12 protein-coding genes are annotated in these 13046 nt (G+C 69.5%); 9 read left to right on the forward strand and 3 right to left on the reverse strand.

Annotated features, from left to right (window positions below; all coding sequences use genetic code 11):
* The first annotated feature begins 280 nt into the window (after positions 1 to 280).
* The 5 genes from OHA72_RS27095 (at position 281) to OHA72_RS27115 (ending at position 3897) form a co-directional block, all read left to right on the forward strand.
* Complete coding sequence (locus tag OHA72_RS27095) at positions 281 to 1930, forward strand: alpha-amylase family protein (protein WP_327010612.1); 1650 nt, start codon at positions 281 to 283, stop codon at positions 1928 to 1930.
* A gap of 142 nt (positions 1931 to 2072) precedes the next feature.
* Complete coding sequence (locus OHA72_RS27100; protein ID WP_327010613.1) at positions 2073 to 2207, forward strand: hypothetical protein; 135 nt, start codon at positions 2073 to 2075, stop codon at positions 2205 to 2207.
* A gap of 43 nt (positions 2208 to 2250) precedes the next feature.
* Positions 2251 to 2637: a chemotaxis protein CheB gene (locus OHA72_RS27105; protein ID WP_327010614.1), complete on the forward strand. Its 387-nt coding sequence runs from the start codon at positions 2251 to 2253 to the stop codon at positions 2635 to 2637.
* 119 nt (positions 2638 to 2756) lie between these two features.
* Positions 2757 to 3122: a hypothetical protein gene (locus OHA72_RS27110; RefSeq protein WP_327010615.1), complete on the forward strand. Its 366-nt coding sequence runs from the start codon at positions 2757 to 2759 to the stop codon at positions 3120 to 3122.
* Between the two features lie 100 nt (positions 3123 to 3222).
* Entirely contained in the window at positions 3223 to 3897 is a 675-nt protein-coding gene (locus OHA72_RS27115; protein ID WP_327010616.1) for a DUF6766 family protein, read from the forward strand.
* 43 nt (positions 3898 to 3940) lie between these two features.
* Here the strand turns inward: OHA72_RS27115 and OHA72_RS27120 are convergent, their stop codons facing one another.
* Positions 3941 to 4327 (reverse strand): DUF1330 domain-containing protein, encoded by a 387-nt coding sequence (locus OHA72_RS27120; protein ID WP_327010617.1) that lies wholly within the window; start codon positions 4325 to 4327, stop codon positions 3941 to 3943.
* Positions 4328 to 4682: 355 nt separating this feature from the next.
* Between OHA72_RS27120 and OHA72_RS27125 the strand changes: the two genes are divergently transcribed.
* Positions 4683 to 5009: a hypothetical protein gene (locus OHA72_RS27125; RefSeq protein WP_327010618.1), complete on the forward strand. Its 327-nt coding sequence runs from the start codon at positions 4683 to 4685 to the stop codon at positions 5007 to 5009.
* A 62-nt stretch (positions 5010 to 5071) separates the two neighbouring features.
* On the opposite strand, the gene OHA72_RS27130 is transcribed toward OHA72_RS27125, so the two are convergent.
* Complete coding sequence (locus OHA72_RS27130; RefSeq protein WP_327010619.1) at positions 5072 to 7912, reverse strand: glycosyl hydrolase family 95 catalytic domain-containing protein; 2841 nt, start codon at positions 7910 to 7912, stop codon at positions 5072 to 5074.
* Positions 7913 to 8351: 439 nt separating this feature from the next.
* Here OHA72_RS27130 and OHA72_RS27135 point away from each other — a divergent pair, with 439 nt between their 5' ends.
* Both OHA72_RS27135 and OHA72_RS27140 read left to right on the forward strand, forming a co-directional pair.
* Positions 8352 to 8585 (forward strand): hypothetical protein, encoded by a 234-nt coding sequence (locus tag OHA72_RS27135; RefSeq protein ID WP_327010620.1) that lies wholly within the window; start codon positions 8352 to 8354, stop codon positions 8583 to 8585.
* Positions 8586 to 8761: 176 nt separating this feature from the next.
* Entirely contained in the window at positions 8762 to 9043 is a 282-nt protein-coding gene (locus OHA72_RS27140) for a hypothetical protein (RefSeq protein ID WP_327010621.1), read from the forward strand.
* A gap of 548 nt (positions 9044 to 9591) precedes the next feature.
* Here the strand turns inward: OHA72_RS27140 and OHA72_RS27145 are convergent.
* The gene (locus OHA72_RS27145) at positions 9592 to 10899 is read right to left on the reverse strand and encodes a ricin-type beta-trefoil lectin domain protein (protein WP_327011671.1); all 1308 of its coding nucleotides are present in this window, start codon (positions 10897 to 10899) and stop codon (positions 9592 to 9594) included.
* A gap of 647 nt (positions 10900 to 11546) precedes the next feature.
* Here OHA72_RS27145 and OHA72_RS27150 point away from each other — a divergent pair.
* Positions 11547 to 12932, forward strand: a complete 1386-nt coding sequence (locus OHA72_RS27150; RefSeq protein WP_327010622.1) for a ricin-type beta-trefoil lectin domain protein — start codon at positions 11547 to 11549, stop codon at positions 12930 to 12932.
* Positions 12933 to 13046 lie beyond the last annotated feature (114 nt).

Consider the following 13046-nt stretch of genomic DNA (forward strand, 5'->3'; position numbering starts at 1 on the left):
ACCCGGCGACGACCCGCGATGCCGGGCAGACCCGCTCGGCCGCAGTACCCCACGCCGGGGGCGGCCGGCCCGGCACCGACGCGGATGAGGGGCCATGCCAGGTATCGGGATGACGACCCGACGCCGCGGTGTAACGCAGCTGTGTCCGGTTGCGCCCTTTCCGGTGGGAGCCTTCCTGGCCGGGCCTGCTTTCCATCGGCTCGGTGATGCGCGGTGCCGGCCGCTCGCTTCCCCGTCTACGGCCGGTGCGGTGCGCACGAGGTGTGCCGAGGAGCGGGTGTTGGGCGAGCGTTGGTATCGCAACGGCGTGATCTACAGCTTCGACGTGCGGGCGTTCCAGGACGCCGACGGCGATGGTGTCGGCGATCTGCGGGGTTTGATCAGCCGGATCGACTATCTCGGCCGGTTGGGTGTGACCACGTTGTGGCTCAGCCCGATCCATCCGAGCCCGTGGCGCGACGGCGGGTATGACGTCACCGACCACTACAACGTCGATCCCAGCCTCGGCAGCCTTGGCGACTTCGCTGAGCTGATGAACGTGGCCGACGAGCGTGGCCTGCGGGTGATGCTGGACCTGGTGCTCAATCACACCAGCTCGGAGCATCCGTGGTTCGTGTCGGCATGCTCCGATCCGCGGTCGCCGTACCGCGACTGGTATGTGTGGTCGGACGAGGAGCCGCCGGACCGCACCGAGGGCATGATCTTTCCGGGGGTACAGCGGGAGACGTGGACGTACAGCGATCTGGCCGGTGCCTGGTATCACCACCGGTTCTACGACTTCCAGCCCGACCTGAACATCCTCAACCCGCAGGTCCGGGCGGAGCTGGGCAAGATCGTGTCGTTCTGGCAGCGGCTCGGGGTCAGTGGCTTCCGCATCGACGCCGCGCCGTTCGTGATCGAACAGACCGAGGCCGGCGGTGACCCGGAGCAGCGTGACTACTCCTTCCTCACCGAGCTGCGGGAGATGACGTCGTGGCGGCGCGGCGACGCGGTCTTCCTCGCCGAGGCGAACGTGCCCAACGGCGATCTGCTGCGCTTCTTCGGCGACGCCGACGGTGCGGCGAACCGGTTGCAGATGCTGTTCGCGTTCCGGCTCAACGAGGCGCTCATGCTGTCCCTGGCCCGAGAGGATCCGCGGCCGGTCACCGACGCGCTGGCCCGGCTGCCGCGGTTGCCCCGGCACGCGCAGTGGGCGACGTTCCTGCGCAACCACGACGAGGTGGATCTGTCGCAGCTGACCGAGGATGAGCGGCAGGACGTGTTCGCCGCGTTCGGCCCCGATCGCCGGCAGCAGTTGTACGGGCGTGGCATCCGCCGCCGGCTCGCCACGATGCTCGACGGTGGCCAGCGCCGGCTGCGCATGGCGCACAGCCTGCAGTTCACCATGCCCGGCACCCCGATCCTGCGCTACGGCGACGAGATCGGCATGGGTGAGGACCTGCGGCTGCCGGAGCGTGACGCGATCCGCACCCCGATGCAGTGGTCGGCGACCGCGAACGCCGGCTTCAGCACCGCCGCCGAGCAGGACCTGGTCCTTCCCGTGATCGCCGAGGGCGACCACTCCTACGAGCATGTCAACGTGACCGACCAGCGTCGCGACCCGGACTCGCTGCTGGTGTGGTTCGAGCGGATGCTGCACACCCGGCGCGAGTGCGGCGAGATCGGCATCGGCGAGCACCGCGTCATCGAGGTCGAGTCCCGGCACGTGTTCGCGCACCGCGCCGACGCGGCCAGCGGTTCAATTCTGTTCGTGCACAACCTCGCGGACCGGCCGGCCCGGGTCCGGCTGCCGGACCAGGGCGACGACGACGGCCAGCCGGTGGAGGTGTTCAGCGACCGCGAATACCCCGATCTCGACCTGCACGACCTTGAACTGGACGGCTACGGCTACCGCTGGATCCGCCTGCGCCGCACCCACACCCGCCATTGACCCGGACCCGGTCAGCCGGAAACCCGATCGATCACCTCCACCCGCGCAGTGCCCATTCCATCGGGAAGATCACCCCTGAGGGGCACGCGCAGCATGGCATTGTTCCCGGCCGCCGTGAACGCCCCGGCCGTACGCTGAGCGCGTGGATGATCCCGACGGTGTGAGCGCTGCGGCGGCCGAGGCGCAGTTCGGCGCTCGCGCGGCGGACCTGCGCCCGGATCCGTTTCCGATCGGGTTTCCGGTGGTGGCGATCATCGCGTCCGGAGCGGGCCAGTGAACTGGCGCGGATCCTCGGCCGGCGGACCCGGCTGACGGTTGAGGTGGCGCAGACCGACATGGAGATGCGGCCGGGCGTGGTGCTGGTGGTGCCGCCCGGGCGGCATCTGCTGGTGACGTCGCAAGCGCGGATCGGGCTGATCGAGACCGGTGCGCTGCCACCCGCCCGCCCATCCGGTGATCTGCTGCTGGCGACGCTTGCGGTGACGTGTGGCCCGCGAGCGCTTGCGGTGGTCCTGACCGGGAAGGGCCACGATGCGCAGGCCGGGGTCCGGGCGGTGGTGCATTGCGGCGGCACCGTGTTGGCGCAGGACGAAGGCAGTTCGAAGGCCTTCGCGATGCCGGCGGCGGCGATCGCCACGGACAAGGTCAGCCAGATCCTCGCTGTGGGCGACATTGCCGCGGCGATCGTCACACACACCGCGCGCTGAGGATACCTTCGGCAGGCCACGGACCAGCCGTAGATCATGTGTGTCAGTTGCCTCGGGTGGGCATTACGTTCGGTATGCAAGCCACTCGGGCGGTTGCGGTAGTGGCCATCATCGCCGCAGTGACGCTGGCGGCCGGCTGCGCGGACAGCCGGCCCCGCCGGGACGCCGTGGGTGACACCGCGGTACTCCTGCTGACCGCGGCCCGGGACGGGGACGGCGCCGCGGCATGTGCGGTCCTTGCCCCGGACACCGTCTCGGCGCTCGAACAGTCCGCGAACGCATCCTGCGCCGACGCGATCGTCGAGGAAGACCTGCCCGAACCGGGAACCGTGCGTCACGTACGCGTGTACGGGCAGCGGGCCCAGGTGGTCCTCGACGACGACACCGTGTTCCTGGCGGCGTTCCCGGGTGGGTGGCGGGTTGTCGCGGCCGGCTGCCAGCCACAGGGCGAACGTCCGTACGACTGCGTACTGCAGGAAGGCTGACGATGCGGACACTGTTCGTGCTGTGCGTGACCGTCGTCGGCGCAGGCCTGGTGTACTTCATCACGATCGGGCTGCTGCACCGATGAATGAGGGCGGCGCGATGCGCAAATTCGTGCGGGAGAACTCGCTCGGGCTGGTGTTCGGCGTGCTGTTCCTCCTCGCCCTCGGCGGACAGGCGATCGCCGGGCACGCCGACTTCAACCAGCAGCAGGTCAGTGACGGACTGCAGCCGGTGTCGCTCGGCCGATACCTGACCTCAGCGAGTTTCGTGGTGGACGTGGCGGAGAACTGGCAGTCGGAGTACCTGCAGTTCTTCCTCTTCGTCATGCTCACCGTCTGGTTGCTGCAGAAGGGTTCGCCGGAGTCGAAGTCCCTGGATCAGGCCGGCACCGAGTCCGACGAGGACCAGCTCGTCGGCGAGCACGCCCGAGACGACTCACCGGCATGGGCCAGCGCGGCCGGCTGGCGGCGAACGCTGCTGTCCAACTCGCTCGGCCTCGTCATGGGCGGCATCTTCCTGCTGTCCTGGCTGGCGCAGTCGATCGCCGGCGTCGTTGCCTTCAACGAACGGCAGCTCAGCCAGCTGCAGGATCCGGTGTCCTGGACCACCTATCTGACCGAGCCGGACTTCTGGAACCGGACCCTGCAGAACTGGCAGTCCGAGCTCCTCGCCGTGTTCTCCATGGCGGTCCTCGCCGTCTACCTGCGCCAGCGTGGCTCCCCGGAATCCAAGCCGGTCGGCGCCGCGCACACCTCGACCGGCGTGGAAGGCTGAGCCACCCGACAAGGTTCTGGCGCTGTCCGTGTACCTGCGTGCTTCAGCGGCTGCCCCACGGTACCGTCGGCTGCAGGACCGCCTCCGTCAGCGCGCGACTGCGCAGGTGGGTGATCTGCCGGTACTCGGGATCGGCGACCAGCTGCCTGAAGGCGCGCCGCGACGGGTACCGCACCAGCAGGACCGCATCCCACGCCTGCCCGGTCTCGGCGACGAGCGGCGTGTCGCCGTTGCCCGCGTAGAGCACCTCGACGCCGTACCGCGGCGCGAACGTCCGGCTGAACGCCGCGCTGTACTGCCGGTAGAGCTCCCGCCCGCCCTCGGCGAACCGGAGCAGGTTGAGCATCACCACCGGACTGTCCACATCGTCGGCGTCGGCGTCGGCGGCCAGGAACTCGGCGAGTTGCTGCTCGGAGGGGTCCACAGCCATGACGTGCTCCATCCGGTCAGGGTTCGGCCCACCGTCCTGCGCCGCTGCCATCATGTCAAGGGTCCGGGTGGTGACGATGTCCGCAGCCACGGCACTCGCATGCTGCGTACGCGATCGACTGTGGACCATCTCACCGTGCTCACCGTGATCGTGGGCCTCGGGCGTGCCCAGGCGCTCGGCGATCGGCTGGAGCCGGCCGCGGTCAGCCGGGCCGGCTGCTGGCAAGATCCGGGCTGCGCTGCGATGCGGTGCTGATGACGCGTTTGGTTGCGGTTTCCGGAACCAGGTGCGGACCTGCTGCTGTTTGCTGATCGTCGAGTGGTGCGGCTGATGTGGGCGCGAGCGATGCTGCCCCGTGGGGAGGTGGCGGTTCCCGGCTGTCCCGCTGGCGGTGCGGCTGCTGCTGACGACGGCCGGCACGACCGGCGTGCTGTGCCTGCAGCAGCGCGCCCGGGACGCGGCCGCGCAGCGGTTCGAGGCCCGAACGGTACTGATGCGGGACTTCGTCGTCAGCTATGTCGCTGACCTGCTCGACCGTGAGCGGATCCAGGCCGGTGCGTTCATGACCGACGCCAGCATGAGCGAGCGGGACTTCGTGCGCTCGGTGGGCGCGTTCGGCTATCCCGCGGCAGCCTGGGACGGCCTGCCGCAACCGGCGACCGTCACCAGCACGGCCGCCTGAAACCCACAGCGGCCCGGCTCGCCCCGCCATGTGGCGGTGCGGGCCGGGCCGTCGTGCCGCGCTCAGAGCGTGGTGACGGTCCAGAGGTTGTTGGTGCTGGTGTTGGGCGTCCACATGGCGACGGTGGAGCCCGCGGTGGTGTTGCCCATGCCGTCGAGGGCGGTGCCGGTGCCGCGGTTGATGATCTGGCGGCGGCCGTTGCCGGTGTCGTTGAGCCGCCATTGCTGGTTGTTGCCGCCGTTCCACGGCGCCTGTGCGGCGGCGGCTCCGTTGGCGGCGTTGCCCCGGCTGTCGATGACCATGCCGTTGGTCCGGTTGACGATGCGGTAGTAGCCGTTGGTCAGGTCGATCAGTTGCCACTGCTGGTTGTTGCCGCCGTTCCAGGCCCACTGCTTGAGCACCGCACCCGATGCCACGTTTCCGGCGCTGTCCAGCGTCAGGCCGGTGGTGACGTTGCCGATCCGCACGTATCCCGGTTGCTGCTGCTGCGCCTGTCCGACGATGCGGTAGGTGCGCCCGGACAGCCCCGACAGTTGGATGGCGTCGCTCTCGGGTTTGGTGACGGTGACGGTGCCGCCGCTGGTGGTGTCGGTGACGGTGAACGTGCCGGTGAGGAACCGGCCGCGTAGCTTGACGGTGCCGTCGCGGTCGAACCGGACCGTGGCCTCGTCTGGCTGTCCGCCGCCCCACTTCGCGCCCACGGTGTAGCCGCCGCGCCCGCGCAGCCCCTGCACCTGCCCGCTCGGCCAGGCCGACGGCAGGGCCGGCAGCACGTGCAGCTCGCCGTTGTGGCTCTGCAGCAGCATCTCGGCGATGCCGGAGGTGGCGCCGAAGTTGCCGTCGATCTGAAACGGCGGGTGCAGGTCGAACATGTTCGGAGCGAGCCGTGCGGTGGTGACCAGCAGACGGATGAGGTCGTGCGCTCGGGTGCCCTCCTCCATGCGCGCCCAGTAGTTGATCTTCCAGGCGAGTGACCAGCCGGTGCCGTCGTCGCCGCGAAGCTCCAGGGTGCGGCGGGCGGCGGTGTAGAGGGTGGGCGTGCCCCGTTTGGTGATCTGGTTGCTGGGGTGCAGCCCGTACAGATGGGAGATGTGCCGGTGATTGCCCTCGGTCTCGACCCAGTCGTACAGCCACTCCTGGATGTTGCCACGGGAGCCGACCTTCATCGGTGGGAGCCGGTCGCGGGTGGCCAGGACCCTGGTCCGGAAGTCGGCGTCGACGCCGAGCACCTGAGCGGCCTGCGCGACGCCATTGAACAGGTCGCGCAGGATCTGGTTGTCCATCGTCGGCCCGGCGCACACGCTGACGCCGGAGTGGTGGGGCAACTCCGGGGAGTTGGACGGGTTGGTGACCAGGTACCCCAGCGAGGGTTCCTGCACCAGGGCGTCGAGGAAGAACTGGGCGGCGCCCTTCATGGCCGGGTAGTTGGTCTGCAGGAAGGTGATGTCGCCGGTGAACTGGTAGTGGTCCCAGATCATGCTCGACAGCCAGGCCCCGCCGGTCTGCCACATGCCCCACAGCGCGCCGTCGACGACGGACGATCCCCGCCAGGCGTCGGTGTTGTGGTGCGTGACCCAGCCGCCGGCGCCGTACTGCACCTGGGCCGTGCGGGCACCGGTGACCGCGAGCTCGCGGATCATGCCGAACACCGGCTCGTAGCATTCGGCCAGGTTCGTGGTGTCCGCGGGCCAGTAGTTCATCGGCAGGTTCGCGTTGAGCGTGTACTTCGAGTCCCACGACGGGCTCAGCGAGTCGTTCCAGATGCCCTGCAGGTTCGCCGGTTGGGTGCCGGGCCGCGACGACGAGATCAGCAGGTACCGGCCGTACTGGAACAGCAGCACCGAGAACTGCGGGTCGCTGGTGCTGGCGTGCTGCGCGATCCGCACGTCGGTGGGCTGGTCGGCGGCGGCGGTGCGGCCGAGGTCCAGCGTCGTGCGCCCGAACAGCCGCTGGTAGTCCGCGACGTGCCGGCCGCGCAGGTCGTCCCAGGTCCGGGCGGCCGCCGCGGTGAGAGACGCGCGGGCCTTGCCCTGGTAGTCGCCGCTGGTGTCGCGGTAGTTGACATAGCTCGTGCCGATCGACACGAGCAGCGTCACGCTGTTGGCCGACCGGACCTGCAGCGTGCCGCCGGAGCTGCTGACGGTGCCGCCGTCGGCGACCACCCGCGCCAGGCCGTAGAACCTGACCTTGCCGGCCAGTCCTCGCAGGTCGCCCGAGATCCCGTCGATCGCGACGGTCGCGGCGTCCGGGCTGGACACCGTGACGCGTTGCGGGCTGTCGAACCTCGCGGAGAACGTGAGCTGCCCGGCCCGGTCCGCGGTCAGCCGCACTGCGATCACCTGGTCCGGGGCGCTGGCAAGCACCTCCCGCCGGAACCGGACCCCGTTCTGCAGGTAGCTCACCCCGGCCACGGCCGTGCTCAGGTCCAGGAACCGCGAGTAGTCCGACACCCCGCTGCCGCCCGCGGCGAACGTCAGTCGCAGGTTGCCCATGATCTGGTACGCCAACTGCGCCGACGGGATGCCGAGCATGTTCTGGTCGATGAGGCTCTGCGCCTGGCTCCACTGCCCGGCGAAGACCAGCTGCCGGATCTGCGCCAGCGCGCCGGAGCCCCGAGGATTGCTCTGGTCGTACGGGCCGCCGGCCCAGATGGTGTCCTCGTTGAGCTGCAATCGCTCCACGTCGACGGTGCCGAACACCATGGCGCCGAGGCGCCCGTTGCCGATCGGCAGCGCGCGCAGCCAGTCCGTGCCGGCGGACTGCGAATACCACAGCGCCAGCCCATTGGCCGCGCCCACCTCCGGCGGTGCGGCCGCCGAGGCCGGCGACGCCGACCACGCGAGGGGCAGCAGCGCCGCACCCGCCCCGACGGCGCCGGCCTTCAGCACCTGCCTTCGTGTCACGTCTGATGTCGGCTCTTGCGATACGGGGGTGTCGTTGCCGGCAGGGTCGGCTTGCACGGGATGCTCCTTCGCCGTGGCGGGTCGACACGTCTCACTGCCGCCCTGTTAGCGCTCACAAATATCCGCGCATGCAAAAGGTGTCGATTTCGGCGGAGGGTGAGCGGGCGGCGGCAACGCTCGACGTCTATATCCGCCGAGACTGCCAGATCGTCCCGGAAGATTCAAGCGTCACGGAATGCAAAAGGGGTCGCAGATTTCCGTTATGCGCTCGCCTGCCACGCAGTCGAAAAGCGCCACCCGCCGTCGCGGCGAACCGCGGGTGTCGGGAGTGATCCGTGCTGGTCATAGGCTGATGAACGCCGTTGGGCGCCCACAGCCCGCCCCGCTCTCGCTGGCGGTACTCATGCGGGGCGTTGCGAAAAAGGCAACGTTACCTAGCGTGCTGCTACGGCTGGCCAACCCTGTCATGACGAACGCCGTGACGCTGCTGCGAATACCGCCCATGAATGACCGCTACAAGGACATCGAAATTCTCGCGCTGCGCCACCAGCCGCTGCTCCTGCACTGTCAGGTCGGCACGCGGACCAGCATCCCGGCAAGTCGTTGGATGATCCCGAGTATTGCCATTGATCGGTTGGGGTTGCGGGCTGGGAGCGGTCTTCGTCGTAGGTGACCTGGCCCGCGCCGGGGAACGCGATGCCGGTGGACACCGAGAGGATCTTCAGGGTGCGGATCTCGCGGCGGCCGTGGCCGCGTGCGGTATCGCGGTCAGCAACGGGAACCTGATGCCAGGCCAGGCTGGTCAGTTGCTGTCGCAGACCGGCTGGTTGCCTTGACGGTCAGGATCCAGTGCGCGCCGCGGCCGGCGAGATAGGTGACGTGCTCGCGCTGGCAGTGCAACGCATCAGCGGTCACCACGACGCAGGTCAGGTCGCTGATCTGATCGAGCAGTACGTCGAAGCGGTGATCTCGTTGGTCTTGGTGTCCACGCCGGTGCTCGCGAGGACGCCGCCGCTGTCCTGGTCGGCGGCTGCCAGGACTGTACCGCGGCCTGGTCGCGGGTCCGGGAACTCCGCCGCAACGCTGTTGAGGTTCGGCGTGACGCTGTTGGACTCCCACGATTCGCGGTGATCTGTTGTCGGAGGTACGGGTCGAGAGCGTTGCGGTCCTGCACGTCGCGGTGTTCGTGACGCCGAGCGGTCAACGCTGGCAGCAAACGGCACGTGGGCGCCGGCTCGGCTCCACCTGGCCATCGGGGCGGGGAAGACCGCTCGCACCGCCATACTCACCGACGGCGGCATGCGCCATCGCCATAGCTGCCGGCACCCCTGCGCGCCGGGCCCCGCGATGACCGCTGCGCCGAATGGCCCCATCGCTTCGGTCAGCTCGTCCTCGCTGCTCGCCGCGAGCGTCCGCCCTGCGAATGCCAGCAGCGACGACCGCGGCTTGCTGCGGTAGCCGGACAGTGGCCGCAACGAGGCGGCCCCGCGACGACACGCATCGTCCACCAACGCGTGCGCCGCAGCCGCAGGGACCACCGCGGGCAGCTCGATGCTGTCCCGACGAACCGGACGAGTCCACAGATGCTGCGAAACGCCCAGGCCCACTCGGCCGAACCGCCGCGACGCCGGAGGCGCCGCCGACCCGGTATCGGGCGGGCGGCGCCGCCGGCTCCCCGGTCAGCTGCGCAGGCTCCACTGCTGGTTGGAACCGCCGTTGCAGGACCACAGCTGGATCTTCGTGCCGTTGGCGGTGGCCGCGCCGTTGGCGTCCAGGCACAGCCCGGACTGCACGCCGCCGATGCTGCCGTTGGCGTTGAGGGTCCACTGCTGGTTGGCCTGGCCGTTGCAGTCCCAGATGATGACGGCCGTGCCGTTGGTCGTGCCCCGGCCGTTGGCGTCGAGGCACTTGTTGCCGTACACCATCAACTGGCGGTTGGCGGTGTAGGTCCAGCGCTGGCCGGCGCCGCCCTGGCAGTCCCACAGCTGCACCTGCGTGCCGTTCGCCGTGCTGGCGCTGGGCACGTCGAGGCAGCGGCCCGATCCGGTCCCCACGATCGTAACGTTCGACTGGCTGGGCGGCGGGCTGCTCGAGGCGGACGAGCTCGGCGGTGGCGAGGACGGCAGCGAGCCGTCGCCGAAGGAGGAGATGAACTGCCAGGCCTCGCCCTTCGTCCACGTCCGGACGCCGTCCTCACAGCCGGAGCAGCCGTCTACCGGGCCCGGTCCGTGCCCGCCGTCGAAGGCGGCCCACCGCACCGGGTAGCCGGCCCGGCAGGAGTAGGTGGTCGTGATGTGCCGCGCGCTGCCCGGCGCCGGCTCCGGAGCGTTCTGCGGTGTGCAGCCGTTGTTGCGCACGAACGTGTCGCGCAACGACCGGCCCGATCCGATGTTCAGGACCGGGTCGGAGATGCCATGGATGCCGAAGTACCCGATCGGCTGGGTGCCGCCGCTGCAACCGGACAGCTGGCCGCCGGAGTAGACCACGACGGCCCGGAAGACCGTGGCCCGCGCGCACGCGATGGCGTAGCTCATGCCGCCGCCGTAGCTGAAGCCCATGGCGAACAGCTGGGTGGTGTCGACGCAGAGGTCGTTCTCGATCATCCGGACCATGTCGTCGGTGAACGTCAGGTCCTGGCCATTGCTGTTGGCCCAGCCGTTGCCGTTCCCCTGGGGCGCGACCAGGATGGCGCTGTTGTTGGACTGTTGCTGCATGCCGTAGTAGGACCACGCGGTACCGCTGGTGCCACCGGAGGAGACGTCGTTCATGGTGCCGCCGTTCCAGTGGTACGCGAAGATCAGCCGGTACCCGTGGGTGTTGCTGTAGCCGTCGGGGATGCGCAGGACGAAGCTGCGGTTCTGGCCGCTGCTCTGGATGGTGTACGGGCCGCTGTGCAGCGTCGGGGTCTTGCCGCAACCGGCCGTGGTGGCCGCCGACGCGGGCGGCGCGCCGGCGGTCAGGACGGCGGCGGCGCCGGCGGCGGCCAGCGCAGCGGTGCCGAGGACAGCCAGCAGGCGCGGGCCGAAGCGCCGTGTTCGAGGTGTTGGCACGGGATGGCTCCTTGGTCGGAACGGAACGGGCGGACCAACCGATGACAGTGCGCCGGAAAGGGCTGCGGTGACGGTCCGCTGGTCGTCGGCGTCGCTGTTCGGTGCCCATACGCATGCGGTCGAGCCGGCACCGGGAATCCGCCGGCGCATCCCCGTCCGGGCCGTGCGCTCGGTGCCGACCGAGGCATAGCGGGAACGTAAGTCGTCTGATGTTTCGTGTCAAGCATGTAAGGCGATCGATGCAGAGCTGGCACGGGCGCTGCGCAGATCGGCTTCGCCGACTGCGCGCGAGTGAAACTTCCACTACAGGTGAAGCGCTGGTCCAGAATCGATTCGACGCATCCGTGTTCAACGCATCCTCGATGCTGCAAGGCATAACTACCGAGGCATTGACATGTTTGATGGCGAAGCCTACGGTGCGAACGAATCGGTTCGACGGCCGCTGATGTCGGGTCGAGGCGCCCGGTCGTCCGGTGGCAGCTGAGCCGGCGGCGACGACCGTCGCTGGAGCGCCGCGACGGCCCGGGCGAGGCGCACGGCCGCGCTAGACGGCGCCGGCCAGCAATGAGTACCCAGGAGGTGCCATGCGCACAGCACGCGCTCGTTGGTGGGTTGCCCTCGCCACGCCGATAGTCACCGTCCTGGCGCTGCTGTCCGGCGCGCCCGCGCGGGCGGCCACCGCCACGATCACCCCGGCCACCACGTGGACCGACACGGGCGGCAATCGGCTCCAGGCCCATGGCGTGGGCATCTTCGCGGTCGGCTCCATCTACTACATGGTGGGCGAGGACAAGGTCGCCGGCTCCACGTTCACCGCCGTGGCCTGCTACTCCTCCACCGACCTGGTGCACTGGACCCGGCAGGCCAACGCGCTGTCCCGCCAGTCCAGCGGGGACCTGGGGCCGGGCCGGATCGTGGAACGGCCCAAGGTGCTCTACAACAGCACGACGCACAAGTACGTGCTGTGGGTACACATCGACAACACCTCGTACAACGACCAGCGGGCCGGCGTCGCGGTCAGCGACACCCCATGCGGGCCGTACACCTACCTCGGCGCGACCCGGCCACTGGGCCATCCGAGCCGGGACCTCGGACTGTTCAAGGACGACGACGGCACGGCGTACATGATCCATGAGGATCCGGCCGCCGGGATGCGCATCGAGCGCCTGTCCGCCGACTACACCAGTGCCCAGAGCACCGTCGCCACGTTCCCCTCGCTGGAGTCGCCCGCGATGGCGAAGGTCGGCGGCCGCTACTTCCTGCTCACCTCGCACCTGACCGGCTGGGGCACCAACGACAACGTGTACGCCACGGCCACGTCGCCGGCCGGGCCGTGGAGCGGCTTCACCAACTTCGCGCCGTCCGGCACCCGCACCTACGACTCGCAGGTGTCCTTCCTGCTGCCGATCACCGGATCCGCCGGCACCAGCTACGTCTACATGGGTGACCGCTGGAACTCCGGCGACCTGTACTCCTCCCTGCCGGTCTGGCTCCCCATCACCCTGACCGGCGACGGCACCGCGGCGTTGAGCTGGTATCCGTCGTGGGGGCTCGACACGACGACCGGAGCGGTCACCCTGCCGACGTACACCCGGGTGAGCGGTAATCAGTCCGGCCGGTGCCTGGACATCGCCGGCGGCGCCGCGACCAACGGCGCCACCACCCAGATCTGGGATTGCGACGGTACCGCCGATCAGGCCTACGCCCCGACCCCGGCCGGCGAGCTGCGCGTCTTCGGTACCAAATGCCTGGACGCGCGCGGCCAGGGCACGAGCGCCGGGACCGCGGTCCAGGTCTGGGACTGCAACGGCGGCAACAACCAGAAGTGGATGCTGTCGTCAGACGGCACCATCGTCGGTGTGCAGTCCCGGCTCTGCCTCGACGTCAACGGGCAGACCACCGCCAACGGCACCAAGGTACAACTGTGGACCTGCAACGGCGGCAACAACCAGAAGTGGACCCGGCGGTGATGCGGACCCCCGGAACCTGACCAGCTGCGCGCACCGGCGACCCGGCGCCCGTTCGGCGGATACGGCTGGGCGCTCGGAAGTCAGCCTTGAGGCGGTGCCCTGAACCGGTGTTGC

It is taken from the genome of Dactylosporangium sp. NBC_01737 (genome assembly GCF_035963215.1).
Lineage (GTDB): Bacteria > Actinomycetota > Actinomycetes > Mycobacteriales > Micromonosporaceae > Dactylosporangium.

What these genes read in the sequence shown, in the direction of transcription:
- OHA72_RS27115 (WP_327010616.1), top strand. Translation starts at nt 3,223, where the DNA reads ATGCGCAAATTCGTGCGGGAGAACTCGCTCGGGCTGGTGTTCGGCGTG.
- OHA72_RS27120 (WP_327010617.1), bottom strand. Translation starts at nt 4,327, where the DNA reads ATGGCTGTGGACCCCTCCGAGCAGCAACTCGCCGAGTTCCTGGCCGCC.
- OHA72_RS27150 (WP_327010622.1), top strand. Translation starts at nt 11,547, where the DNA reads ATGCGCACAGCACGCGCTCGTTGGTGGGTTGCCCTCGCCACGCCGATA.